This is a genomic window from Pseudomonas sp. B21128, assembly GCF_044218865.1.
GTDB lineage: Bacteria > Pseudomonadota > Gammaproteobacteria > Pseudomonadales > Pseudomonadaceae > Aquipseudomonas > Aquipseudomonas iridis.
The window spans coordinates 2969975-2993682 of record NZ_CP162590.1; the positions used below are offsets into that span (position 1 = coordinate 2969975).

The 23708-nt window shown below is 59.8% G+C and carries 20 protein-coding genes, 4 tRNA genes and 1 pseudogene; 15 read left to right on the plus strand and 10 right to left on the minus strand.

Translation table 11 applies throughout. The features are described 5' to 3' along the window. Nucleotides 1-51: 51 nt before the first annotated feature. Complete coding sequence (locus tag AB4P91_RS13190; protein ID WP_150686841.1) at nucleotides 52-1101, minus strand: HAMP domain-containing sensor histidine kinase; 1050 nt, start codon at nucleotides 1099-1101, stop codon at nucleotides 52-54. Beyond that, nucleotides 1101-1862 carry a response regulator gene (locus tag AB4P91_RS13195; protein ID WP_395604921.1) on the minus strand — a complete coding sequence of 254 codons (762 nt, stop codon included), beginning with the start codon at nucleotides 1860-1862 and terminating at the stop codon, nucleotides 1101-1103. The genes AB4P91_RS13190 and AB4P91_RS13195 overlap by 1 nt, the downstream gene beginning before the upstream one ends. Nucleotides 1863-2147: 285 nt before the next feature. On the opposite strand from AB4P91_RS13195, the gene pyrF reads away from it, so the two are divergent. Continuing rightward, complete coding sequence (gene pyrF / locus AB4P91_RS13200; RefSeq protein ID WP_042560469.1) at nucleotides 2148-2846, plus strand: orotidine-5'-phosphate decarboxylase; 699 nt, start codon at nucleotides 2148-2150, stop codon at nucleotides 2844-2846. Between the two features lie 152 nt (nucleotides 2847-2998). Here pyrF and AB4P91_RS13205 read toward each other — a convergent pair whose 3' ends face one another. Then, nucleotides 2999-4003 carry an NADP-dependent oxidoreductase gene (locus tag AB4P91_RS13205; RefSeq protein ID WP_150593010.1) on the minus strand — a complete coding sequence of 335 codons (1005 nt, stop codon included), beginning with the start codon at nucleotides 4001-4003 and terminating at the stop codon, nucleotides 2999-3001. Between the two features lie 248 nt (nucleotides 4004-4251). Between AB4P91_RS13205 and AB4P91_RS13210 the strand changes: the two genes are divergently transcribed. The 4 genes and pseudogenes from AB4P91_RS13210 (at nucleotide 4252) to AB4P91_RS13225 (ending at nucleotide 8673) form a co-directional block, all read left to right on the plus strand. Then, nucleotides 4252-5013: an SDR family oxidoreductase gene (locus tag AB4P91_RS13210; RefSeq protein ID WP_150593011.1), complete on the plus strand. Its 762-nt coding sequence runs from the start codon at nucleotides 4252-4254 to the stop codon at nucleotides 5011-5013. 186 nt (nucleotides 5014-5199) lie between these two features. Further along, nucleotides 5200-6600, plus strand: a complete 1401-nt coding sequence (locus AB4P91_RS13215) for a PLP-dependent aminotransferase family protein (RefSeq protein WP_150593012.1) — start codon at nucleotides 5200-5202, stop codon at nucleotides 6598-6600. Between the two features lie 987 nt (nucleotides 6601-7587). Next, nucleotides 7588-7764: pseudogene (locus AB4P91_RS13220) on the plus strand (HAMP domain-containing protein); the annotation flags it as partial. 204 nt (nucleotides 7765-7968) lie between these two features. Continuing rightward, nucleotides 7969-8673 carry a methyl-accepting chemotaxis protein gene (locus tag AB4P91_RS13225; protein WP_395604963.1) on the plus strand — a complete coding sequence of 235 codons (705 nt, stop codon included), beginning with the start codon at nucleotides 7969-7971 and terminating at the stop codon, nucleotides 8671-8673. Between the two features lie 616 nt (nucleotides 8674-9289). Here the strand turns inward: AB4P91_RS13225 and AB4P91_RS13230 are convergent. After that, a complete protein-coding gene (locus tag AB4P91_RS13230; protein WP_191627770.1) occupies nucleotides 9290-10048 on the minus strand; it encodes a hypothetical protein in 759 nt (252 codons plus the stop codon). 384 nt (nucleotides 10049-10432) lie between these two features. On the opposite strand from AB4P91_RS13230, the gene AB4P91_RS13235 reads away from it, so the two are divergent. From AB4P91_RS13235 to AB4P91_RS13250, 4 genes are all read left to right on the plus strand, one after another. Then, nucleotides 10433-10508 (plus strand) — tRNA-Glu (locus AB4P91_RS13235). A 2-nt stretch (nucleotides 10509-10510) separates the two neighbouring features. Beyond that, nucleotides 10511-10586, plus strand: a tRNA-Gly gene (locus AB4P91_RS13240). A 104-nt stretch (nucleotides 10587-10690) separates the two neighbouring features. Beyond that, a tRNA-Glu gene (locus AB4P91_RS13245) sits at nucleotides 10691-10766 on the plus strand. 3 nt (nucleotides 10767-10769) lie between these two features. After that, a tRNA-Gly gene (locus AB4P91_RS13250) sits at nucleotides 10770-10845 on the plus strand. A gap of 133 nt (nucleotides 10846-10978) precedes the next feature. On the opposite strand, the gene AB4P91_RS13255 is transcribed toward AB4P91_RS13250, so the two are convergent. From AB4P91_RS13255 to AB4P91_RS13265, 3 genes are all read right to left on the minus strand, one after another. After that, on the minus strand, nucleotides 10979-11617 hold the full coding sequence (locus tag AB4P91_RS13255) for a LysE family translocator (protein WP_395604922.1): 639 nt from the start codon (nucleotides 11615-11617) through the stop codon (nucleotides 10979-10981). A gap of 1 nt (nucleotide 11618) precedes the next feature. Then, nucleotides 11619-12389 (minus strand): 2OG-Fe(II) oxygenase, encoded by a 771-nt coding sequence (locus AB4P91_RS13260; RefSeq protein WP_395604923.1) that lies wholly within the window; start codon nucleotides 12387-12389, stop codon nucleotides 11619-11621. An 88-nt stretch (nucleotides 12390-12477) separates the two neighbouring features. Then, nucleotides 12478-13104 carry an alanyl-tRNA editing protein gene (locus tag AB4P91_RS13265; RefSeq protein WP_150593017.1) on the minus strand — a complete coding sequence of 209 codons (627 nt, stop codon included), beginning with the start codon at nucleotides 13102-13104 and terminating at the stop codon, nucleotides 12478-12480. Nucleotides 13105-13193: 89 nt separating this feature from the next. Between AB4P91_RS13265 and AB4P91_RS13270 the strand changes: the two genes are divergently transcribed. After that, a complete protein-coding gene (locus AB4P91_RS13270; RefSeq protein WP_395604924.1) occupies nucleotides 13194-14192 on the plus strand; it encodes a LysR substrate-binding domain-containing protein in 999 nt (332 codons plus the stop codon). A 103-nt stretch (nucleotides 14193-14295) separates the two neighbouring features. On the opposite strand, the gene AB4P91_RS13275 is transcribed toward AB4P91_RS13270, so the two are convergent. Together AB4P91_RS13275 and AB4P91_RS13280 are read right to left on the minus strand one after the other, a co-directional pair. After that, the gene (locus AB4P91_RS13275; protein ID WP_042560459.1) at nucleotides 14296-14703 is read right to left on the minus strand and encodes a PA2817 family protein; all 408 of its coding nucleotides are present in this window, start codon (nucleotides 14701-14703) and stop codon (nucleotides 14296-14298) included. Between the two features lie 88 nt (nucleotides 14704-14791). Beyond that, nucleotides 14792-17239 carry an acyl-CoA dehydrogenase gene (locus tag AB4P91_RS13280; RefSeq protein ID WP_395604925.1) on the minus strand — a complete coding sequence of 816 codons (2448 nt, stop codon included), beginning with the start codon at nucleotides 17237-17239 and terminating at the stop codon, nucleotides 14792-14794. 250 nt (nucleotides 17240-17489) lie between these two features. Here AB4P91_RS13280 and AB4P91_RS13285 point away from each other — a divergent pair, with 250 nt between their 5' ends. The 4 genes from AB4P91_RS13285 to AB4P91_RS13300 all read left to right on the plus strand — a co-directional run bounded on the left by AB4P91_RS13285 (nucleotide 17490) and on the right by AB4P91_RS13300 (nucleotide 20661). Continuing rightward, nucleotides 17490-18149 carry a transglutaminase family protein gene (locus AB4P91_RS13285; protein ID WP_395604926.1) on the plus strand — a complete coding sequence of 220 codons (660 nt, stop codon included), beginning with the start codon at nucleotides 17490-17492 and terminating at the stop codon, nucleotides 18147-18149. A 43-nt stretch (nucleotides 18150-18192) separates the two neighbouring features. Next, complete coding sequence (locus AB4P91_RS13290) at nucleotides 18193-18816, plus strand: glutathione S-transferase family protein (RefSeq protein WP_150596285.1); 624 nt, start codon at nucleotides 18193-18195, stop codon at nucleotides 18814-18816. 136 nt (nucleotides 18817-18952) lie between these two features. Continuing rightward, nucleotides 18953-19885, plus strand: coding sequence for an ABC transporter ATP-binding protein (locus AB4P91_RS13295; RefSeq protein WP_042560455.1), 933 nt, complete (start codon nucleotides 18953-18955; stop codon nucleotides 19883-19885). After that, nucleotides 19882-20661 (plus strand): ABC transporter permease, encoded by a 780-nt coding sequence (locus AB4P91_RS13300; RefSeq protein WP_150593022.1) that lies wholly within the window; start codon nucleotides 19882-19884, stop codon nucleotides 20659-20661. The genes AB4P91_RS13295 and AB4P91_RS13300 overlap by 4 nt, the downstream gene beginning before the upstream one ends. A gap of 153 nt (nucleotides 20662-20814) precedes the next feature. Here AB4P91_RS13300 and AB4P91_RS13305 read toward each other — a convergent pair whose 3' ends face one another. Continuing rightward, a complete protein-coding gene (locus tag AB4P91_RS13305; RefSeq protein WP_150593023.1) occupies nucleotides 20815-21333 on the minus strand; it encodes a DUF2062 domain-containing protein in 519 nt (172 codons plus the stop codon). Nucleotides 21334-21469: 136 nt separating this feature from the next. On the opposite strand from AB4P91_RS13305, the gene AB4P91_RS13310 reads away from it, so the two are divergent. Next, nucleotides 21470-23704 carry a DNA internalization-related competence protein ComEC/Rec2 gene (locus AB4P91_RS13310; protein ID WP_395604927.1) on the plus strand — a complete coding sequence of 745 codons (2235 nt, stop codon included), beginning with the start codon at nucleotides 21470-21472 and terminating at the stop codon, nucleotides 23702-23704. Nucleotides 23705-23708: the final 4 nt, after the last annotated feature.

The following is a 23708-nucleotide window of genomic DNA, read 5'->3' on the forward strand; positions in this document are numbered from 1 at the left end:
CAGCCGACGCCTTCGCGAGCAAGCTCGCTCCCACAGGGGAAGGTGGTGTTTTCAGGCGCGCGGCAGGTGGATGATGGCGGTAAGGCCGCCACCCGGGGTTTCTTCCAGATTCAATTGCCCGCCCAGTCGCTGCGCCGCTTCACGGGCAATGGTCATGCCCAGCCCGACGCCACCGGAATTGCGGTTGCGCGATCCTTCCAGACGAAAGAATGGTTCAAACACCGCTTCACGTTTGTCCTCGGCGATCCCCGGTCCGTGGTCGATCACGCGGATCAACAGTTGCTCGCGCTGATCGTGCAATTCGATGCGCGCCTGCCCGGCGTAACGCAGGGCGTTATCCATCAGGTTGTTGAGGCAGGAACGCAGCGCCATCGGTTGCACCGGCAGCGGTGCGCAGTGGCCGCTGACGTGTACGTCCGCGCCCTGGTCCTGAGCGTTTTCGCACAATGATTCGACCAGCGCCTGCACGTCCATCAGCTGCTGGGCTTCGCTGGTGCGTTGCTCATGCAGGTAGGTGAGGGTGGCGTCGAGCATGGCGATCATGTCGTTCAAATCCTGCCGCATCTGGCTTTGCAGTTTGTCGTCGCTGATGTTCTCCAGGCGCAACTTAAGTCGCGACAAAGGGGTGCGCAGGTCATGGGACACCGCGCCGAGCATGCGCGCACGTTGCTGGACTTGCTCACGAATGCGCCGCTGCATCAGGTTGAAGGTGTGTGCCGCTTGCCGCGCCTCGCGTGGGCCTGACTCGTCCAGCGGGGGGCTGTCGAGGTCTTCGCTGAGACGTTCGGCGGCGTCGCTCAGGCGTTGGATCGGCCGACTGAGCAACTTGGCGCCGTACCAGGCGGCGACCATCAAGGTGATGAACTGAAACGTCAGCGGCACGATCGGGCCACCGAACCAGGGGCGCGGTGGGCGTGGCGGGTAGCGAGAATCGTGCGGCGACGGTTGGCCTTCGATGGTTTGGGAGAATTCCGGTGGCGGCGGAGGCGGGGGCGGGCCGTAGAGGCGGAACCAGGCAAAAGCGAGCAAGTGCGCCAGGACGATCGCCACGAACAGCACACCAAACAGCCGGCCGAACAGCGTGTCGAAGCGCGCCCGCATCAGCCGATGTCTCGGGCGTCGAACAGGTAACCTTCACCGCGCACGGTTTTGATCAACTGCGGGGCTTTCGGGTCGTCGCCGAGTTTCTGTCGCAGGCGCGAGACCAGTAAATCGATGCTGCGGTCGAACGCTTCGATTGAGCGACCGCGCGCAGCGTCGAGCAATTGTTCACGGCTGAGCACCCGGCGCGGGCGTTCGATAAACACCCAGAGCAGGCGAAACTCGGCGTTGGACAGCGGCACCACCAGGCCGTCGTCGGCGACCAGTTGGCGCAGGACGCTGTTCAGGCGCCAGTTGTCGAAGCGGATGTTCGTCCGCTGCTCGGTGCGATCATCGCGCACGCGGCGCAGGATGGTCTGGATCCGCGCGACCAGTTCGCGCGGTTCGAACGGTTTGGCCATGTAGTCGTCGGCGCCGAGTTCCAGGCCGATGATGCGGTCGGTGGGTTCGCAGCGTGCGGTGAGCATCAGGATCGAGATGTCCGATTCGGCGCGCAGCCAGCGGCACAACGACAAGCCGTCTTCGCCGGGCAGCATCAGGTCCAGCACCACCACATCGAAATGCTCGGCTTGCATGGCCTGGCGCATCGCTGTGCCATCGGTGACGCCGCTCGCATGGATGTTGAAACGCGCGAGGTAGTCGATCATCAACTCGCGGATCGGGACGTCGTCGTCGACGATCAGTGCACGAATGCTCCAGCGCTTGTCGTCTTTTTGCTCATCCGTCACGGTGGTTTGGGTGTTGTGCATGGGGCTGTTCATCTGCCAGTAGGCCGCCAACCACAAAGATGGGCTGCGAGGTGGTGGTTTCAGCATAGGCGTCCGGCGGTGAGGCGGGAAGTGCTGATGTAAGGACGTGTTGCGGCTGGCGAGGCTAGCGCGGGCGCGTGTTGGCGGCATGTCGGTTGTGTATCGGAGTCGACACAATAGCAGCGAGCGCTATGCTGATCTCGGCTGGCGCGACGATTTTACCGATCATCGGGTGCCGCGCCGCCGCCGGTTCCGCTACAATGCGCGCCGATTTCGACCTGCCTGAGAGCCCTTCCAATGTCCGTCTGCCAGACTCCTATCATCGTCGCCCTGGATTTCCCCACCCGTGACGCCGCACTGAAGCTGGCCGACCAGTTGGACCCGAAACTGTGCCGGGTCAAAGTGGGCAAGGAGCTGTTCACCAGTTGCGCCGCTGAAATCGTCGGCACCCTGCGTGACAAGGGTTTTGAAGTCTTCCTTGATCTGAAATTCCACGATATTCCCAACACCACGGCGATGGCCGTAAAAGCGGCTGCCGAGATGGGCGTGTGGATGGTCAATGTTCACTGCTCCGGCGGTATGCGCATGATGGCGGCCTGCCGTGAAGTATTGGACAAGCGTAGCGGCCCGCAGCCGCTGCTGATCGGCGTCACCGTGCTGACCAGCATGGAACGCGAAGACCTGGCGGGTATTGGTCTGGATATCGAGCCGCAAGAGCAGGTTCTGCGTCTGGCAGCACTGGCCGAGAAAGCCGGGATGGATGGTCTGGTGTGCTCGGCACTGGAAGCCCAGGCGCTGAAAACTGCGCATCCGTCGCTGCAACTGGTGACCCCGGGGATTCGCCCGGCGGGCAGCGCGCAGGACGATCAACGGCGCATTCTGACCCCGCGTCAGGCGCTGGATGCAGGCTCCGATTACCTGGTGATCGGCCGTCCGATCAGCCAGGCGGCTGATCCGGCGCAGGCGTTGGCCTCCGTCGTCGCCGAAATCGCCTGAAACCCCTGCACAAAAACCGGTAGGCGCTGGCGTAGCCTGCGATCTTTTGATCTGCCCTCAGCTTATGCAAATGGCTGAAAATGGTAAAAGATCGCAGCCTCCGGCAGCGCCTGCATGGGCTGCCTAGAGGCTGAGATCTTTTTAACTTTGATTTAAACCTTCAACACCAACTTGCCGAAATTCTCGCCGCTGAACAATTTCATCAGCGTCTCCGGGAACGTCTCCAGCCCCTCGACAATATCTTCCTTGCTCTTGAGTTCGCCCTTGGCCATCCAGCCGGCCATTTCCTGTCCGGCGGCAGCGAATTGTGCGGCATGGTCCATCACCACAAAACCTTCCATTCGCGCACGGTTGACCAGCAGCGACAGGTAGTTGGCCGGGCCTTTGACCGCCTCCTTGTTGTTGTATTGGCTGATCGCACCGCAGATCACCACGCGCGCCTTCATGTTCAAACGGCTCAGCACCGCGTCGAGAATATCGCCGCCGACGTTATCGAAATACACGTCGACGCCTTTCGGGCATTCACGTTTAAGCCCTGCAACCACGTCTTCGCTCTTGTAGTCGATGGCGCCGTCGAAGCCCAGTTCATCAATCAGGAATTTGCACTTGTCGGCACCGCCGGCAATGCCGACCACGCGGCAACCTTTGATCTTGGCGATCTGTCCGGCAATGCTGCCCACCGCACCGGCCGCGCCGGAAAGCACCACGGTGTCGCCAGCCTTCGGTGCGCCGACATCGAGCAGGGCGAAGTAGGCGGTCATGCCGGTCATGCCCAGCGCAGACAGATAAACCGGCAACGGCGCCAGTTTCGGATCGACTTTGTAGAAACCTCTGGGCTCGCCGAGGAAAAAATCCTGCACGCCAAGGGCGCCGTTGACGTAGTCCCCGACGGCAAAGCCCGGATTGTTCGATGCGACGACTTTGCCTACGCCCAAGGCGCGCATGACTTCGCCGATACCGACCGGCGGAATGTAGGACTTGCCTTCATTCATCCAGCCGCGCATGGCCGGGTCGAGGGACAGGTATTCGTTCTTGACCAGAATCTGTCCTGCCGCAGGTTCTCCGACCGGCACTTCCTGATAGGTGAAGGTCTCGCGGGTGGCGGCACCCACCGGGCGTTTGGCGAGCAGGAACTGGCGATTGGTCTGGGAAGTCATGACAGGCACTCAAGTTGAATGAAGCCTTGTTGATAGACCTTCATGGGCGATGCCGCAAGGTTGGCTGATGCGGCGAATGCACGCCGATCCAATGCAGTGATAGTCATAGGCATGGATTTATCACTGCGACGCATGGGCGCATAAACAGCCTTCTGATAGTGCTGACGTCCGGCAAACCCTTGTCGCTATGCTGCAATGGCGCTGCACGTCTACACAGCCCCTGCATCTATCCGTTCGAGGACATAACAATGAGCATGACGTTTTCCGGTCAGGTTGCCGTAGTCACGGGAGCCGCCAACGGCATCGGCCGTGCAACGGCCCAGGCATTCGCCGCCGAGGGTCTGAAAGTGGTGGTGGCCGATCTGGATACTGCCGGAGGGGAGGGCACTGTCGCGCTTATTCGTACAGCCGGCGGAGAAGCTACCTTCGTGCGCTGCAACGTTACCGTCGAAAGCGAAGTGAAAAATCTGATGGACGAGGTGATCAATACCTACGGCCGTCTTGACTATGCCTTCAACAATGCCGGGATCGAAATCGAGAAGGGCAAACTGGCCGACGGTTCGATGGACGAGTTCGACGCGATCATGGGCGTCAATGTCAAAGGCGTGTGGCTGTGCATGAAATATCAGTTGCCGCTGTTGCTGGCTCAGGGGGGTGGAGCGATCGTCAACACCGCCTCGGTGGCGGGCCTGGGGGCGGCGCCGAAGATGAGCATTTATGCCGCGTCGAAACACGCGGTGATCGGTCTGACCAAGTCGGCGGCCATCGAGTACGCGAAGAAGAAAATCCGCGTCAACGCGGTGTGTCCGGCCGTCATCGACACCGACATGTTCCGTCGTGCCTATGAGGCCGATCCGAAGAAAGGCGAGTTCGCCAATGCCATGCATCCGGTGGGGCGCATCGGCAAGGTCGAGGAAATCGCCAGTGCGGTGTTGTACCTGTGCAGCGACGGTGCTGCGTTCACCACGGGCCATTCGTTGGCGGTGGATGGCGGCGTTACCGCGTTCTGAATCACATGGTTGAAAAAACCCGCATTCGTGCGGGTTTTTTTATGGGCTGCGTTGAGTTCACTTAAACCACTAAACAATGTGTATCAAATGATTAGAACAGTCGCTTTTGACGGCGTTGTCGCACAGCCTGTGCCGCGTGGCTGTGATTAACTGCCGCCAGCAAAACGGACAGGAGTTTGCTTGCTCATGGAATTGAGAATTGACCGACAGGCAATGGTGCCCGTCGTACAGCAGATTGTTGACGGGCTGACTGAGTGGATCCTGCAAAGCGGGGTACCGCCAGCCACCCGTTTGCCCTCGGTTCGGCAAATCGCCCGGGGTAATCTGCTCAGCCAGTCGTGTGTCGTCGAGGCGTGCGAGCGGCTGGTTTCACAGGGCGTCCTGACCACCCGTCAGGGCGCGGGATTTATCGTGGCAGCGTCGCCGTCGACGGTGAGCGCAGAGGATGAGTCAGTGCCCTTCGAGGAGCGGCTTGCCTGGTGTGATGCAGTGTGTGGGGCCGCGAGTGGTTTGAAACTTGGCGGCGGCGGTTTGCCGCAGAGCTGGCGCGAGCCTGACGATCTCAGCTATGCGCTGCGGGAGGTGGCGCGCACCGACATGGCCAGCCTGTTCAACTACAGCACGCCGCTGGGCCTTGCGGCACTGCGCGAGCAGATCGTCAAACGCCTGCGACTGTTCGGTATCGAGGCTCGCAGCACGCAGTTGCTGAGCACGAGCGGCGCCAGTCACGCGCTCGACCTGATCGTTCGAACCTTGTTCAAGGCCGGCGACTGCGTGGTAGTCGAAACCCCCGGTTACGCGCCGCTGTTCGACCTGTTGCGGCTGCACGGGGTGCAGATGCTTGAAGTGCAGCGCACACCGAGCGGGCCGGATACCGTCGCGCTTGAGGGGTTGCTGCGCCAGTTTCAGCCCAGGGCATTGTTCATCAACAGCCATCACCAGAACCCGACTGGCAGTTGCCTGACGCCGGCGGTGGCGCAGCGCATCGTGCAATTGAGCAAGGCCTACGATTTGCGCGTGATCGAAGACGATGTCTACGCCGACCTGCACACGGGCAACGGTACTCGACTGGCGGCGCTGGACGATGAAGGGCGAGTGATTTATGTCGGCAGTTTTTCCAAGACGCTCAGCAGTTCGTTAAGGGTCGGATTTGTTCTCGCCGACAGCGAGATTGTTGCGCGGCTTGCCCAGGTCAAGATGATCAGTGGTCTGGGGGCCTCAAGGTTTTCCGAGGCGGCGCTGGCCAACCTGATGGCGACCGGTGCTTATCGCAAACTGGTGCAGCGCCAGCGGCAGCGTCTGAATGCCGATCGCGCCGCGGCATTGCAGGCACTGGAAGACGCCGACTGGGAAGTGTTCGGCAAACCGACTGGCGGCTTGTTCATCTGGGCACGTGCGCGGGTGGCGGATCAGGCGCGAGTGCGCGCACAGGCTCAGCGTTGCGGTGTTTTGCTGTCCGCCCCGGACGCCTTCAGCCCCAGTGGCGAGGGTGGCGACTGGCATCGCATCAACGTGGCTTACGCCTGTGATCCGCGGGCTCGACAGTTTTTTCGGCATACCGGTTCGGATCGACCTCAAATGTTCTGAAAACGACGCAGACGTAGCTTTTTGCCATTATTCCGACGCCAGAGACTTGTGCTTGTTCATGGCCATTGCGACTCTTCGTCAACTGACTTTGGCAGGGGACTACGCGCAATGATTTCGGCCGTGCAAGGACGTTTTGCCAACCTCGGTATGGCGAAAAAACTGGGTATCGGGTTTGTGTTGGTTTTGCTGCTGACCGCACTGGTGGCGGCGATTGGCGTCTGGTCCCTGCAAACCATCAGTCACCGATTCGACGGACTGAAACAGATGTCCTCGCTCAATAGCCGCCTGCTCAAGGTGCGTTTGCTCGAGCAGGAGTATGCCTTGCGCGGTAATCCGAAAACGGCCGACGCCTTGCGTGAGGGCGTGGATGGCTTGATTGCCCTGGCCAACGAACTCAAGGCGCAATCGCCGGCCAACGTCCCGGTCATGATGGATGTCGAGCAGTCGCTGGGCGCCTATCGCAAGGCGTTCGACGAGTTTGTCTCGTTGACCCAGACCAAGGACCTGGCGCTGGAAATGGCCAGTTGGTCGGTCTCCAGCGTGGCCAATAACCTCGACGTCTTGCAGGCCGGGCTGGCGGACGATGGTGCGTATACCCTGAAGGACACCGAAGGCAAGGACGGTGCGCAGTTCATCGAACAGGCCAACCAGATCAGTCAGGTGTCGAGGCTGATGCTGCAAGCGATGAATGAGGCGCGGGTTCGTCTGGATCAAAGTCGCAAGGGCGATGACAGCGGTGGCAAGGGCAATATCGAACAGGCCGCGCAAGCCCAGAGCCAGGCCGAAGCGCTGAAGTCCACGGTCAAGGACGATGGGTATCTGACGGTGCTCAATGAAGTCTCGGGGCACATTGCCGGTTTCAACGACAAGCTGGCCGAGTACACCGGATTGCTCGAACAGGAAAAAACTGTCTACGAGCAATTGCATCAGCGCGCGGCACAAGTGATGGCGCGGGTGGATCAGGCTTACGTTGCCGAAGACGCCGCCATGCAGGCCGAGCTGAAAAAGAACTCCCTGTTGATTGTCGGTTCTTCGGCATTGGCGCTGTTGGTCGGTTTGATTGCGGCGTGGCTGATTACTCGTCTGATCGTCGCGCCGTTGCGCAGTGTGATCAATGTCGCGCAGCGCATAGCGGCCGGTGATTTGAGTGCGACCGTGGAAGTCACCCGCCGTGACGAAATCGGCCAGCTGATGTTGGCGATGCAGCAGATGGGCGCGGGGTTGAGCACAATTGTCAGTGGGTTGCAGGCCGGTATCGAACAATTGGCCAGCTCCGCACAGTCGCTGTCGGCAGTCACCGAGCAGACCAATCTTGAGGTCAGCAGTCAGAAGGAAGAAACCGAACAGGTGGCCACCGCCATGAACCAGATGACCGCCACCGTCCACGATGTCGCGCGCAACGCTGAAGAAGCGGCGTTTGCGGCGCAGACGGCGGACGGCAAGGTCGAGAGTGGTCAGCAGGTGGTGCGCCAGAGCATGGCGCGGATCGAGCAGCTGGCGGATTCGGCGAATTCGGCCAGCTTAAGCATCGAGAGTCTCAGTGCCGAAATCCAGAATATCGGCACGGTGCTGGGTGTGATCAAAAGCGTTGCCGAGCAGACCAATCTGTTGGCATTGAATGCGGCGATCGAGGCGGCGCGGGCCGGGGAGCAGGGCCGGGGCTTTGCGGTGGTGGCCGATGAGGTTCGCGCATTGGCTCGACGCACGCAGCAATCGACCGAAGAGATCGAGCGGCTGGTCAGTGCATTGCGCTCGGCGGCGCATTCGTCGGTGCAGCAGATTCAAAGCAGCGGTGAGTTGGTGAAGCTGGCGGTGAGTGATGCGTTGCAGACTGAGAGTGCGTTGGGGAGTATTGCGGCGGCGGTTTCGTTGATTCAGCAGATGAATCAGCAGATTGCCGCGGCGGCGGAGCAGCAGAGTTCGGTGGCGGAGGAGATCAATCGCAGTGTGACGAGTATTCGCGCGAGTGCCGATCAGTCGTCGATTGCGATGCGTGGGAATGCGGCTTCGAGTATTGAGCTTGCGCAGTTGGGGAGTGAGTTGCGGGGGATGGTTGGGCATTTTCGGCTTTGACGCTTTTGACTTGGCGGCCTTTGGGCCGACCATGTTGTGGGGGTTGGGGTGAATATCCGTTTTTTTGGGTGTTGCGGCTGGCGGTTTCGCTTTTACAGCGAGTCCCTTTGGCAAACGCCCCAAAGGAACCAAAGGTCTGGGCCCCAACGTTCGGCCCGCTCGCTGGGGCTCGGGGTTCCTTCGTTCCGGGAGCCATCCGGGGGCATCGCTTCCGGTTTGCTGCGCTGCACCTCCTTTCGATGTGTCCGACTTCGTCGAACGGCGCTACGCGCCAATCCCCCGGATGAATCCCTCCTCTCAGCCTGCCGACGGGGCCTTGTAGATCAAGAACTGCAGTCGAGCTAACGCTCATTCTATTGAGTGGGGCGGCTTTGCCGCGGTGGGTGGTGGTGGTGGTGGTGGTGGTGGTGGTGGTGGTGGTGGTGGTGGTGGTCTAGTGGTGAGGGTTGGTTTTGATTTTTTGTTCGGCGCTTTCGTTCAGGTCGGCGTACGTTTTTGAAGCAACTCGGTCGGTCCCCTCTCCCTCTGGGAGAGGGTTAGGGTGAGGGGTTCTTGATCTCCCGCGCGAGCCCACAAAAAAGCCACCTCTCGGTGGCTTCTATTTCAGCATCAGCGATCAGTCGTAGATGACTTTTTTCTTCCAGTCCGCATCTGCTTCAGCATCCTTGAGCCCTGCAGTCAGTTGGTTCTCTTCACCTTCCACCGGAGCGATTTTGTCCATGACCTGGGCGTTGGCGCGAGCCAGCAGTTTCTCCAGGTACTCCAGTTGTTCGGCATACATCTGCGGTTCTTGTTGTTTGCGCAGGTATTGCACGCCGCGTTCGAACGCGAGGCGGGCTTGGCCGGGTTGGTTTTGTTGCAAGGACTGTTGGCCGAGGTTGTTGAAGAACTCGATGTGCAGCAGTACCAGGATGTGGCGGACTTCGCGGATCCATTGTTTGGCTTCGTTCGGTGGCAGGAAGCCGTCATGGGCGGCGCGGGTGATCTGGCCGTGCAGGGCTTCGAGGAGGAAGCGTACGTCCTTGGCTTTGGCTTCGGTCAGGATCGGCGCCGGTGGATTGTTGACCGGGATCGATTCGCCTTGGGCTACCAGCGCATTCAGTTCAGTGATACGGGCTTTGGTGGCTGCGCTGGTTTTCTCAAGGTTCAGCAAGCGCTGACAGACGTTGAGTTCCAGACGAGTCAGCAACAGCTTGAGGGCCGGTGTCATGAACTGGCCCGGGAAGGTCTCGGTCAGTTCGCCGCAACGGCGCAGGCGGTCGTTGAGTTCGACTTTGGTGCGGGCCTTTTCCAGTTTGTTGTTTTCCACCACATGGTTCATGTAGCCAATGGCGATCAGAATTGCGATCCCGGCTACTACTAGCAGGGTGATCATGAGTGGTGTCACCGGTAAGACCTCTTTATAGGGTTCGCATGCGAGTGTAGTGGTTGGGCATTTACGCGCCTAGCGCCGTTCGACGAGCTGGCGCGGCGGGTTCTATCTGTATCGGCCATACACCACTTATATGAATGCTGGCGCATGATGTGCAGATTGCCATTACTGTGCGGTGGACTATAACGTCTTGGCGACTGCCGGAATATAGGCGTCAATCGTCGGGCAATGGAAAAGTCGGATCGGTGCCTTAAAGCGGGTCGAAGTCATTGATTTAAATAAATTTATATCAGGGGGTTGACGACCTCCCAATCCATCCATAGAATGCGCGCCACTTACAGCGTAAAGCACACAGCGAAACGCGGTAGGGAGTGAATGTTGTAGTGTGTCCCCTTCGTCTAGTGGCCTAGGACACCGCCCTTTCACGGCGGTAACAGGGGTTCGAGTCCCCTAGGGGACGCCAATGCGGGAATAGCTCAGTTGGTAGAGCACGACCTTGCCAAGGTCGGGGTCGCGAGTTCGAGTCTCGTTTCCCGCTCCATTTTTAAACAGCACTGCTTTCGGGCGGGGCTGAGTGAAACCAGAACCAGGTCTTCGGATTTGGATCTGGACACCGAAACACACACCATGTGTTCCGGGTAGCGTGTCCCCTTCGTCTAGTGGCCTAGGACACCGCCCTTTCACGGCGGTAACAGGGGTTCGAGTCCCCTAGGGGACGCCATTTGCGGGAATAGCTCAGTTGGTAGAGCACGACCTTGCCAAGGTCGGGGTCGCGAGTTCGAGTCTCGTTTCCCGCTCCAATTTCACAAAAACGCCGCTCAGTGATGAGCGGCGTTTTTGTATGCGCTTTTTTTGGATTCTTCGTTAAGTACCACCCTGGCAAAAAAGGCCCATCGATGAAAGTCGGTGGGCCTTTTGCGTTGCGGGGGCAAATTACCAGGACAGCATCAGTCGACCGGCAAACAGAATCAGCACAACGCCCATGGTGCGTTCGAACCAGTGCCCCATGCGCATGAACAACAACCGCACTTTGCTGCTTGAAAAAAACAGCGCGACCACCACAAACCACAGCGCATTCACAAAACACATCCACACACCGTAAAGCGCTTGAATCTCCAGCGGTGTGCTGGCGCTGATGATGGTGGTGAATATCGCGAGGAAGAACAGCGTGGCTTTGGGGTTGGTGGCATTAGTCAGAAAACCGGTACTGAAGGCTTTGAACAGCGTTTGTTCGGCAATGGGTTCATCGGCAATTTTGTCACCCTCGAGCGTCGATTTCGGCTTGCTGCGCAGCAGGCTGACACCCAGATACAAAATGTAGGCGCCACCAATCACCTTGGCCACCGTCAACAGCCACGGGGTGGTGTGCATCAAGGCGCCGACGCCCAGCAAGGTGTACAGCACATGCACGGAAATCCCCGCCCCGATACCCAGCGCCGTGCAAATGCCCACCACTCGGCCAAAACGCACACTCTGGCGAATGGTGACAGCGAAATCCGGTCCGGGAGCGACCACGGCCAGAAAGTGAATGGTGGCTAGCGCCAGAAATTCGCCCAAGTAGTTCGATAACATCTCAGCTCCAGAAGGTCAGGGGTGAAGCATTGCCGCGGTAGCCGACAAAGAAGGAAAGGCTCAAGCGCGGATCGGCCACGCCCGGCGTGACCGAGTGCATGCAGCGCGAATTGAACATGATGAAATCGCCGGGCTCGGGCCGCACTTCCAGGGTTGGCGGGCCGAGCAGTGCCGGATCGATGCCGTAACTGTCGCCGCGCATTTCGTCGAATTGATCCGGCGTAATGTCGTCATCCCACATTTGCAACGCGCCGCCTTCGGTCGGCATGTTCAGGTATACGTTGCAGGCAAATTGCGCCTCAAGGCTGCGGGCCTGAAAGCTCTCCGGCGCATCCTTGGCGAAAATGTCGTGGTGGGCCAGGAAACACACGCCGGGTTTCACCACGCGCGACAGACCGACATACATTTTGCGTCCGTAAAGGTTTTCCAGATGTGCGCCGGCTGGCCAGGATTCGTCGAGCATGCAACGCAGCGTGTCGACCGGCGAAGAGTAGGGCGCACAGCGCTGACGCAGTTCGGCGATGTTGCGGCTGGCCCGTTCGAAATAATCCTCGATCAGTAGCGGCTGGTTTTCCGCTTCATAAAACGCCATGCCGATGCGGCCGATGCTAGGTGCATTGATGTAGCCCTCGAAGCCTGGAGCAAGAATCTTGTCGCCAATCTGGATCGCCAGCGGCTCGGGCAAAAAGCCTCTGACGCGGATGGCGAGGACTTCTTCGTTGGCCAGTTTTTTTATGCACGTCTCATCGAGACGCTCGACGTCTAGCATCATTTCTTTAGGTCCATCTATCGATAGTCAACGGAATCCGCGCGTGCGGTTCCCCCGCGCCGGCCACTGCGCAGAGCAGCGGCCGAAATGCTCATTCCACGCTGTAGTGGACGGACAGCGTGCCTTTCTTCTGTGAAAGGGATGCGATCGTGACTGTGCCCAGATCCTTCAGGCTACGTACGTGGGTGCCGCCGCAGCCATAGGCTGGCAGCTCACCAAAACCGATTTCCCGCGCGCCTTCGCGCAGTGACGTGAGGCGTGGCAGGTCGTGTTCGACCCATTGATCGATACCGAGTTGAACGGATTGCGCGTCGATCTCCTGCGCGTCATCGCCCGGCTTGAATTGCACACGTCCTTCATCTGGCCAGTGGTGCGCCTTGATCGGCGTCCAGCCCAGCGCCTGAATGAAGTGCCCGATCAAATGACCGGCCGAATGCATGCGGGTATTAAAACAACGGCGCTGTTCGTCGACGCGGATGCAGGTCATACCGAGCGGTACCGGTCGGTCAACGAAGTGGATGATTCGATCCGGTTCCTGCACCACGCGCAGCACCAGACTTTCGCCAATCCAGCCGGTATCACAAGGCTGGCCGCCACCTTGCGGATGAAACAAAGTGGCGCGCAGCACTACTGCGAATTCGTTCTCTTGGGGCGTGCAGTCGAGGACTTCCACATTGGCCTTGAGGTCATCACTATGGAAAAAGAGGCGAAGCGTCATATTCCATGCCCTTATTAAAGTTCTATTTTTATTATATGAATCGTGCAATAACGTGATAATCCGTTCAAAACTCAAAGGACTTGTGCGCTGTGGGCATCAATCTCCCGCTACCACTGCTCGGCGAAATGGCGATTTTCGTCAAGGTCGTGGAGACCGGCAGCTTCTCTGAGGCCGCACGCCAGCTCGGTTCTTCTCCGTCGGCGGTCAGCCGCAGCATTTCTCGGTTGGAAAAGGCTTTGGCTACGCGGCTGTTACAACGCACCACGCGCAAGCTGCGGCTGAGTGACGGCGGGGAAGAGGTGTTCAAGCGTTGTCAGGAGATGGTCAGCGCCGCCAAGTCGGTGATGGAGATCAGCGGCCAGTTCACCCATGAGGCTGAGGGACTGGTACGCGTCAGTGTGCCGAAAGCGGTGGGGCGTTTCGTGATTCATCCGCACATGCCCGAGTTTCTGCGGCGTTACCCCAAGGTCGATGTCGAGTTGTTGCTGGAAGACCGGGAGGTCGATCTGATTGACGACCATGTCGATCTGGCGATCCGCATCACGGATCGGCCACCGGCCGGGCTGGTTGGGCGGCAACTGCTGACCATCGATCATTTGCTCTGCGCGTCCCCGCAATATCTGGCCGAGCACGGTACGCCGACGCATCCCCACGATTTGCTCAATCACAGTTGCATTTATCTGGGCGAAACCCCGAGCGATGCGCGCTGGAAATTCAAAAGGGGCGCCAAAGCAGTAACGGTAGGGGTGCGCGGGCGCTATGCCGCCAATCACACCGGCGTGCGCTTGGGCGCGGTGTTACAGCACATTGGTATCGGCAGCCTGCCGTATTTCACTGCGCGCTATGCACTGGAGCAGAAGTTGGTGGTGCAGGTGCTGCCAGACTGGACGTTCCTGGCTTCATACCACGGGGGGCTGTGGTTGCTGCATTCGCCAACGCGCTACCTGCCGCCAAAGTTGCGGGTGTTTATCGACTATCTGGTGGCGTGCCTGGAGAAAGAGCCGACGTTGAGTAAACCGGGGAAAACGGGGGGCGTTATCAACGCAGCGATGGCGTATGAGTTACCGGAAAGCGAGGGGTTGTTGTAGCGCAAAAGCAAAAGATCGCAGCCTTCGGCAGCTCCACATGGGAACGTATTCTCCTGTAGGAGCTGCCGAAGGCTGCGATCTTTTGATCTTCAGCCGATAAAAATCAGTGCTTGCTGTCCTGAGCGGACATCGCCAGCAGCTGCTTTTCCTGATTCCAGTCGAACGGTTCATCGTTCTGTTCAGCTTCGAAGCGACGTTCTTCCAGCGCCTGGTACATGTCGATCTCTTCATCAGACAGGTAGTGCAGGCAATCGCCAGCAAAGAACCACAGCAGATCGCGCGGGATCAGGTGGGCAATTTGCGGATAACGGCTGATCACTTGAGTCAGGATGTCCTGGCCCAGGTATTGGCTTTCGATCGGTTCGATGGGCAGTGAAGCGAGCAATTCGTCAAAGCGCTCCAGGAACAAGGCATGGCTTTCTTCGGGAACCTGTTCGGCCTCACCTACGGCGACCAGAATACTGCGCAGATGGTCGAGTAACACAAGATGATCGGCAACGACGTTGGACACGAGATAAGTCCTCAAGAGCAAAACGGGCGCAGGAGTATAAAGCTCCTGCGCCCTTTTTTCACCGCTTACGGTTAGGCGGTAGCGCCGATCAGCGCACTTTGCCCTCTGCCAGCAGCAGTTCTTCTTTGTCGAAGTCATCGACATCGATCACCTTGCGCCGTGCTGCTTCGGCATCGCGCAGGCTCTGCGCTTCAATCGGTTGCAACACACCTGCTTCCAGCGCCGCATCAATGGCGTGTTCGCCCGCCACCGGTTTGACCTGGCCGCTTTTCAACGAAGTGTGCAGTTTTTTGTGCAGCGGCTGCGCGGCATTCAACAGATCGCTGGCATGTTGCAGCGCACCGACAGCATCGTCTGCCGATTGCGGGCGATAGCAGCCGGCAAGCAGTTCTTCCAGCGCCGGGTCACCTTTGGCTCGGCCAATGACCCCTGCCACTTCGGCACCGAGTTTGTCCGACGGGCCTTTATGACGACGACCGAACGGGAACACGATCACCCGCAACAGGCAACCGAAGACCTTGTTAGGGAAGTTGCTGAGCAGTTCATCCAGCGCCCGTTCCGACTGACCAAGGCTTTCTTCCATGGCCCACCTGAACAACGGCTCCATGTAGGCCGGCGAATCCAGATCGTGATAACGCTTGAGCGATGCCGACGCCAGATACAGATTGCTCAATACATCACCCAGGCGTGCCGACAGGCGTTCGCGCCGTTTCAGTTCGCCGCCCAGTAGCATCATGCTGAAGTCGGCGAGCATGGCAAACGCCGCCGCCTGACGATTGAGTGCGCGGAAGTAGCCCTGGCTGATCTTGTCGCCCGGTGCTTTTTCGAAATGACCGAAGCCGAGGTTCAGCAACAGCGTACTGGCGGCATTGCCTACGGCGAAGCCGATGTGTTTGAGCAGCAGGCCATCGAACTCTTTCAGGGCCTGATCCTTGTCCTCGCGACCGGCCAGAGCCATTTCCTTGAGCACGAATGGGTGGCAGCGAATCGCACCCTGGCCGAAGATCATCAGGTTGCGCGAGAGAATGTTCGCGCCTTCCACGGTGATGAAGATCGGTGCACCGTTCCAACTGCGTCCCAGGTAATTGTTCGGGCCCATGATGATCGCCTTGCCGCCGTGTACATCCATGGCGTGGCTGATGCATTCGCGACCGCGTTCGGTGAGGTGATATTTGAGGATCGCCGACAGCACCGAAGGTTTCTCGCCCAGATCCACCGCGTTGGCGGTGAGCATCCGTGCGGCGTCCATCATCCACGCGTTACCGCCGATGCGCGCCAGTGCTTCCTGAATACCTTCGAATGCCGACAGCGGCACGTTGAATTGCTCGCGAATCTGCGCGTACTGGCCAGTCACCAGGCTGGTGAACTTGGCCGCGCCGGTGCCGACGGCAGGCAACGAAATCGAGCGCCCGACCGACAGACAGTTCATCAGCATCATCCAGCCTTTGCCGAGCATTTCCTGACCGCCGATCAGGAAGTCCAGCGGGATGAACACATCTTTGCCCGAGTTCGGCCCGTTCATGAACGCGGCCCCCAGTGGCAAGTGCCGACGGCCGATTTCCACGCCGGCTGTATCGGTCGGAATCAGCGCCAGGCTGATACCGAGGTCGGTCTTGTCGCCCAGCAGGTGATCCGGGTCATAGGCCTTGAACGCGAGGCCGAGCAGGGTGGCCACCGGGCCGAGGGTGATGTAGCGCTTCTCCCAGTTCAGGCGCAGGCCTAGAACTTCCTCGCCTTCCCATTGGCCTTTGCAGATGATCCCGGTGTCGGGCATCGCGCCGGCATCGGAACCGGCCAGTGGCCCGGTGAGGGCGAAGCACGGGATATCGTCGCCACGGGCCAGCCGTGGCAAGTAGTGATTACGTTGTTCGTCGGTGCCGTAATGCAGCAGCAATTCGGCCGGGCCGAGGGAGTTGGGCACCATCACGGTGGAAGCGAGGTCGCCGCTGCGCGTGGCGAGCTTCATGGCCACTTGCGAGTGGGCATAGGCCGAGAAGCCTTTGCCACCGAACTCCTTGGGAATGATCAGGGCGAAGAAGCCGTGCTCCTTGATGTGCGCCCAGGCTTCTGGCGGCAAGTCCATAGACTGACCGATCTGCCAGTCCGTGACCATTGCGCAGAGTTCTTCGGTCGGGCCATCAATGAACGCCTGTTCTTCTTCGGTCAATTGAACCTTGGGATAGGCCAGCAGTTTGTCCCAGTCCGGACGACCACTGAACAGCTCGCCATCCCACCATACGGTGCCGGCATCGATCGCGTCGCGCTCGGTCTGAGACATCGGCGGCAGGGTTTTCTGAAACCAGTTGAACAACGGCGCACTGAAATGTTTACGGCGCAGGTCAGGCAGCAGCAAAGGGGCCGCGACGACCGCCAATACGACCCAGAGAATCAGCAGCAGCAAGCCTGGCGCGTGGCTGAAAATCCCCATGGCCACCAGATAGACAGCAACGATGCCCAGTGCGGGCAGCGGGGCGATGCGCCGGTGGGCGAGGTACGCCACACCAATGATCAAAACCAGTATCCACAACAACAGCATATTTCAGTCCTCCGTGAACCAAGGCAAATCGACCCTCCACAGCTTAGACGGCATCTGCGAAACCGGGTGGTCAGAGCAAGGTGATTGAAATCGTGGGAAACCCCGGATGGTTTTCGTAGGTTCGGTGGGCAACACGTGTGGGAAATCGTTCGCTTATCCCGCGCCTTTGCGTCCAAGTTTGGCCGAAACGTCGTTATCTCTGTGCTTGAGCTGTCGCTAGACTCGAGGCTCACCCAGGAGATCTGTCGTCATGCGCGAGTATCTGAGTCCCGGCCGCTTCATCGATAGTGACCACCCGGCGGTGGTGGAGTTCGCCGAACGACATCGTGGTGCCAGCCGCGATCCGCGTGAGCAGGCGATCAACCTTTATTACGCCGTGCGCGAAGCGGTGCGCTACAACCCCTACACCTTCAGCCGTGACCCGCAAACGTTGTGCGGCAGCTATGCGCTGGCAACGGGGGAGAGCTATTGCGTGCCCAAAGCCACGCTGCTTGCCGCCTGCGCGCGCCATTGCGGTGTTCCTGCGCGCATCGGGCTGGCGGATGTCAGAAATCACCTGTCGACCCCGCGATTGCTTGAACTGCTGAAAAGCGATGTGTTCGCCATGCACGGCTACACGGAACTGTTGCTTAACGGTCGCTGGGTCAAGGCGACCCCGGCGTTCAATCAGCAGCTCTGCGAGATGTTCAACGTCGCACCGCTGGAATTCGACGGCATCAATGACAGTGTTTTCCACCCGTTCAACCGTGACGGCGCGCAGTTGATGGAGTATCTGGTCGATCATGGCCAGTTCACCGATGTGCCGGAAACCTTCTTCTTCGAACACCTGGAAAAATGCTATCCGCATCTGTTCGGTGATCACTTGCCGCCACTGTTGGGCGACATGCAGAGTGATGTCAGGAGACTCTGATCCGGCGTATGCTGCCTGCCCACTCATGTGCAAAGAGGCAGTCATGCTGAAGATCTGGGGACGGAAAAACTCATCGAATGTCAGAAAGCCGCTGTGGGCTGCCGAGGAATTGGGCCTCGATTACGAGGCGGTTGATGCCGGTGGCGCCTTCGGTGTGGTCGACACGCCTGAGTACCGGGCGATGAACCCGAACGGCCGGGTGCCGGTGATCGAAGATGACGGTTTCGTGCTGTGGGAATCCAACGTCATCGTCCGTTATTTGTTGGCCAAGCATGCGCCGGCCAGCAACTGGTACCCGGCAGATCCGCAAGCGCGCGCGATTGCCGACAAGTGGATGGACTGGGCCACCGCGAGTTTTGCCAGCCCTTTCCGCACCGTGTTCTGGGGCGTGGTGCGTACTCCGGCGGATCAACAGGATTGGCCGGCCATCCGCGCCGCCATCAAGGACTGCACCGAGTTGCTGGCCATGGCCGATCAGGCCCTCGCCGACACACCCTACTTGTCCGGTGACGAAATCGGCATGGGCGATATCCCGCTCGGCAGTTTCATTTATGCCTGGTTCGAGATGCCCATCGAGCGCGCGCCGCAACCGCATCTGCAAGCCTGGTACGAGCGCCTGAAGCAGCGTCCGGCGTACCGCAAAGCAGTTATGACCGCGTTGACTTAATACCTACTATCGACACGCTTGACTGTACTTGTGCGGCGGCGGCACGCACCATTGCGCTCTTGCGCCGCGGTTGAATTCGCCGTCGCGCGCCCTTATTCAGTTCTTTCTTCCCTTCACCATGGTGCGTAAATCAGATATGAGTTCCGCTCTGTCCATCCGGCAGCTAACCAAAACCTACGGCAACGGGTTCCAGGCCTTGAGTGGTATCGATCTGGACGTCGCCGAAGGTGACTTTTTCGCCTTGCTCGGCCCCAACGGCGCCGGCAAATCCACGACCATCGGCATTCTCTCGACTCTGGTGAACAAGACCAGCGGCACGGTGAATATCTTCGGTCATGACCTGGACAAGAACCCTGCGCAGCTCAAGCGCTCGATTGGCGTGGTGCCCCAGGAATTCAACTTCAACCAGTTCGAAAAGACTTTCGACATCGTCGTGACCCAGGCCGGTTACTACGGCATTCCGGCGAAGATCGCCAAGGAACGCGCCGAGCAGTACCTGACCCAGCTCGGTCTGTGGGACAAACGCGATGTGCCGTCGCGTTCGCTGTCCGGCGGCATGAAGCGGCGGCTGATGATTGCCCGCGCGCTGGTGCATGAACCGCGTCTGCTGATCCTCGACGAACCGACTGCCGGCGTCGACATCGAGCTGCGCCGTTCGATGTGGACGTTCCTCACCGAACTTAATCAGAAAGGCATCACCATCATCCTCACCACCCACTATCTGGAAGAGGCTGAGCAACTGTGTCGCAACATCGGCATCATCGACCACGGCACCATTGTCGAGAACACCAGCATGCGTCAGCTGCTCGGTCAGTTGCATGTGGAAACCTTCCTGCTCGACCTGAAAGGTGATCTGGCTGCCGCACCGCAACTGGTCGGCTATCCGGCGCGTCTGGTGGATGCGCGCACCCTGGAAGTCCAGGTCGACAAATCGATGGGCATTACCGCGCTGTTCGGCCAATTGGCGTTGCAGAACATCGAAGTCCTGAGCCTGCGTAACAAAACCAATCGCCTTGAGGAGCTATTCGTGTCCCTGGTGGAGAAAAATCTGTCGAAGGTGGCGGTATGAGTTCCGAGTTCCGTCCCAACCTCGTCGCCCTCCAGACCATCGTTTACCGCGAGGTCAAACGCTTCACGCGAATCTGGCCGCAGACGCTGCTGCCGCCGGCGATCACCATGGTTTTGTACTTCGTGATCTTCGGCAACCTGATCGGTCGGCAGATCGGCGAGATGGGCGGCTTCACTTACATGGAGTACATTGTGCCGGGGCTGATCATGATGTCGGTGATCACCAACTCCTATGGCAACGTGGTCTCGAGCTTCTTCGGCAGCAAATTTCAGCGCTCGATTGAAGAACTGATGGTCTCGCCGGTATCACCGCACACGATTCTGATCGGCTACACCTGCGGTGGCGTGCTGCGCGGGTTGATGGTCGGGGTGATCGTGACCCTCCTGTCACTGTTCTTTACTGATTTGCAGGTGCATCACCTGGGCGTGACCATTTTGGTGGTGGTGCTGACGGCGACGATTTTCTCGCTGCTGGGCTTCATCAACGCCGTGTTTGCGCGCAACTTCGATGACATTTCGATTATCCCGACCTTCGTGCTGACACCTCTGACGTATCTGGGGGGCGTGTTCTACTCGATCACCTTGCTGCCGCCGTTCTGGCAGACCGTGTCGATGGCTAACCCGGTGTTGCACATGGTCAATGCGTTCCGTTACGGCATTCTCGGGGTGTCGGATATCCGCATCGGCATCGCGATCACGTTCATGCTGGTGGCGACGGTGGTGTTGTATATCGCCTGTGCGCGGTTGCTGGTGAGTGGGCGCGGGATGCGTACCTGATCCCAAACCGCGCCGCTGCCATCGCGGGCAAGCCCGCTCCCACAGAGATCTTCAGAGCGCCGCAGATCCCGTGTGGGAGCGAGCTTGCTCGCGAAGGCGGCATCAAAAACACGATAAAACCAAACGGCCTCCATTGCGGAGGCCGTTTTGCATTCACGACATGCGTTTTTTCTTGCGCCGCGCCCATTGCCGGGACACCCACCAGCGCCAATACATCATCACGCCGAAATAGGCGATGACGCCAAGCACCAGCCCGACCACTACCGAGCCGAGCAAAAACGGTTGCCACAGCGTCGCGAGTTCACCGCTGATCCATTCCCAGGTCAGCTCATCCGGCAAGTGCCGCGCCGGCACGTCCATCAGCCAGGCGCCAGTCTGATAGGTGCAGAAAAACACTGCCGGCATGGTGATCGGATTGGTCAGCCACACCAGGCTGACGGCAATCGGCATGTTGCCTCGCACCACGACGGCCAGTGCCGCGGCGACCAGCATCTGAGCGGGAATCGGCAGGAAAGCGGCGAACAGCCCAACCGCCATCCCTCGGGCCACCGAGTGGCGATTGAGGTGCCAGAGGTTTGGGTCATGCAGCAACTTGCCGAGAAAGCGTAAGGATTTGTGTTCCCTGATGCTCGTCGGGTCGGGCATGTAACGTTTGAATAAGCGCCGGGGCATAAGGCTTCTCGGTCGGTTAAGGCGGCAAGTATGTCTGGATTCCATGAACGGCCCATTCAGACTTTGTGACAATTGTTGACGGCGGTCGTGCCAAATACCCGCTATGCCTAAGTTCGGGACTCTCAAGGACGGGCTTATGCGCACAGGGATGATGGCGCTGGCAGTCGGTTTGCTTGCTCCGATATTGATGCCGGCGTTACCGCCGGTCTGGTTGATGGTGCTGCTGGCGGTCGTGGCTTTGATGTTGCTGCCGTTTCGCAGCTATCCATTGGCTTTTCTGCCGTTGGGTTTCACCTGGGCTTGCGTCAGCGCGCATTGGGCGTTGCAGGATCGCTTGCCGGTGGCGCTGGATGGCGAGACCCGTTGGCTCGAAGGGCGCGTGGTCGGGTTGCCGCAAAACAGCGACGGCGTGGTTCGTTTCGAATTGGCGGACGCCCATTCGCGCCACGGCAAACTGCCGTCACTGATGCGCCTGGCCTGGTACGCCGGGCCGCCGGTCAGCAGCGGCGAGCGCTGGCGCCTGGCGGTCAAGCTCAAACGCCCGAGCGGGTTACTCAATCCGGACGCCTTTGATTATGAAGCCTGGCTACTCGCGCAACGCATTGGCGCAACGGGCACGGTCAAGGACGGTCAGCGCCTTGGCGAGGCGCGATGGGCGTGGCGCGACAGCCTTCGTCAGCGCTTGCTGGCGGTCGACGCGCAGGGCCGGGAAGGGGCGTTGGCGGCGCTGGTGCTGGGCGATGGCTCGGGCCTGAGTCGCGAGGATTGGCAGACTTTGCAAGACACCGGCACCGTGCATCTGCTGGTAATTTCCGGTCAGCACATCGGCATGCTGGCGGCGGTGATGTACTGGCTGGTCGCCGGGCTGGCCCGATATGGTCTGTGGCCGCTGCGTTGGCCATGGCTGCCTTGGGCCTGTGGCCTGGCCTTCGCCGCGGCACTCGGTTACGGGATGCTCGCCGGATTCGATGTGCCGGTGCGACGGGCCTGCGTGATGGTCGGGCTGGTGCTGTTGTGGCGCCTGCGCTTTCGTCATCTCGGCGCCTGGTGGCCACTGTTGCTGGCGTTTAATGGCGTGCTGTTGCTGGATCCGCTGGCCAGTCTGCGCCCCGGTTTCTGGTTGTCCTTCGCGGCGGTGGCGGTGCTGATCTTCACCTTTGGCGGGCGTCTCGGGGCATGGCGCTGGTGGCAGACCTGGACGCGGGCGCAGTGGCTGATCGCGATCGGCCTCTGCCCGGTGTTGTTGGCGCTGAATCTGCCGATCAGCCTCAGTGGGCCGTTGGCAAATTTGCTGGCGGTGCCTTGGGTCAGCCTGGTGGTGCTGCCCCCGGCGTTGCTTGGGACTCTGTTATTGCCGGTGCCATTTGTCGGCGAAGGGCTGTTGTGGCTGGCGGGTGGCTTGATCGACTGGCTGTTCCAGGGCCTGGCACTGATCGCCGGGCAGTGGCCGGCGTGGATTGCGCCGTCGCTTCCCGGTTGGGCGTTGGCTATCGGCAGTCTCGGTGCCGTACTGTTGCTGTTGCCGCGAGGCGTACCCCTGCGTCCGCTGGGCTGGCCAGTGTTGTTGATTCTGGTCGTGCCACCCCGGGAGCGGCTGGACGCCGGACTGGCCGATGTCTGGCAACTGGATGTCGGCCAAGGCCTGGCGATTCTGATCCGTACGCGTCATCACGCGTTGCTCTACGATGCCGGGCCGCGGTTCCGCGATTTCGATCTTGGCGAACGTGTTGTCTTGCCGGCCCTGCGCAAACTGAATGTCGAGACACTGGACTTGATGCTGCTCAGCCATGCCGACGCCGATCATGCCGGTGGTGCTTTGGCCGTTGCGCGCCGTTTGCAGGTGAAGCAAGTCATCAGCGGCGATCCGCCAGGGCTGCCAGCCGAACTGAACGCGCAGGCGTGTGAAAGTGGCCGGCAATGGCAGTGGGACGGTGTCAGTTTTCAACTCTGGCAATGGGCGGACGCTCACGACAGCAATCAGCGCTCCTGCGTGTTGCAGATCGAGGCCAATGGTGAGCGCCTGCTGCTGACCGGCGATATTGATAAACACGCCGAGCGAGTCTTGCTGCAAAGCCCTCTGAACGTAGCCACTCAATGGCTGCAAGCCCCGCACCACGGCAGCCGCAGTTCATCATCGATGGCATTGCTCAAAGCGTTGAAACCCGACGCCGTTTTGATATCCCGTGGCCAGGGCAACTCGTTCGGTCATCCGCATCCGACCGTCATTGCGCGTTATCGCCAGCAAGGGCTGTGCATTTACGACAGCGCCGAGCACGGTGCCATCCATCTGCAACTCGGTGCGTTCAAACCACCGCGGACAATGCGCCAGTACCCGCGTTTCTGGCGTGAACCGCCGCTGTCCTCGCCTTGAGCGA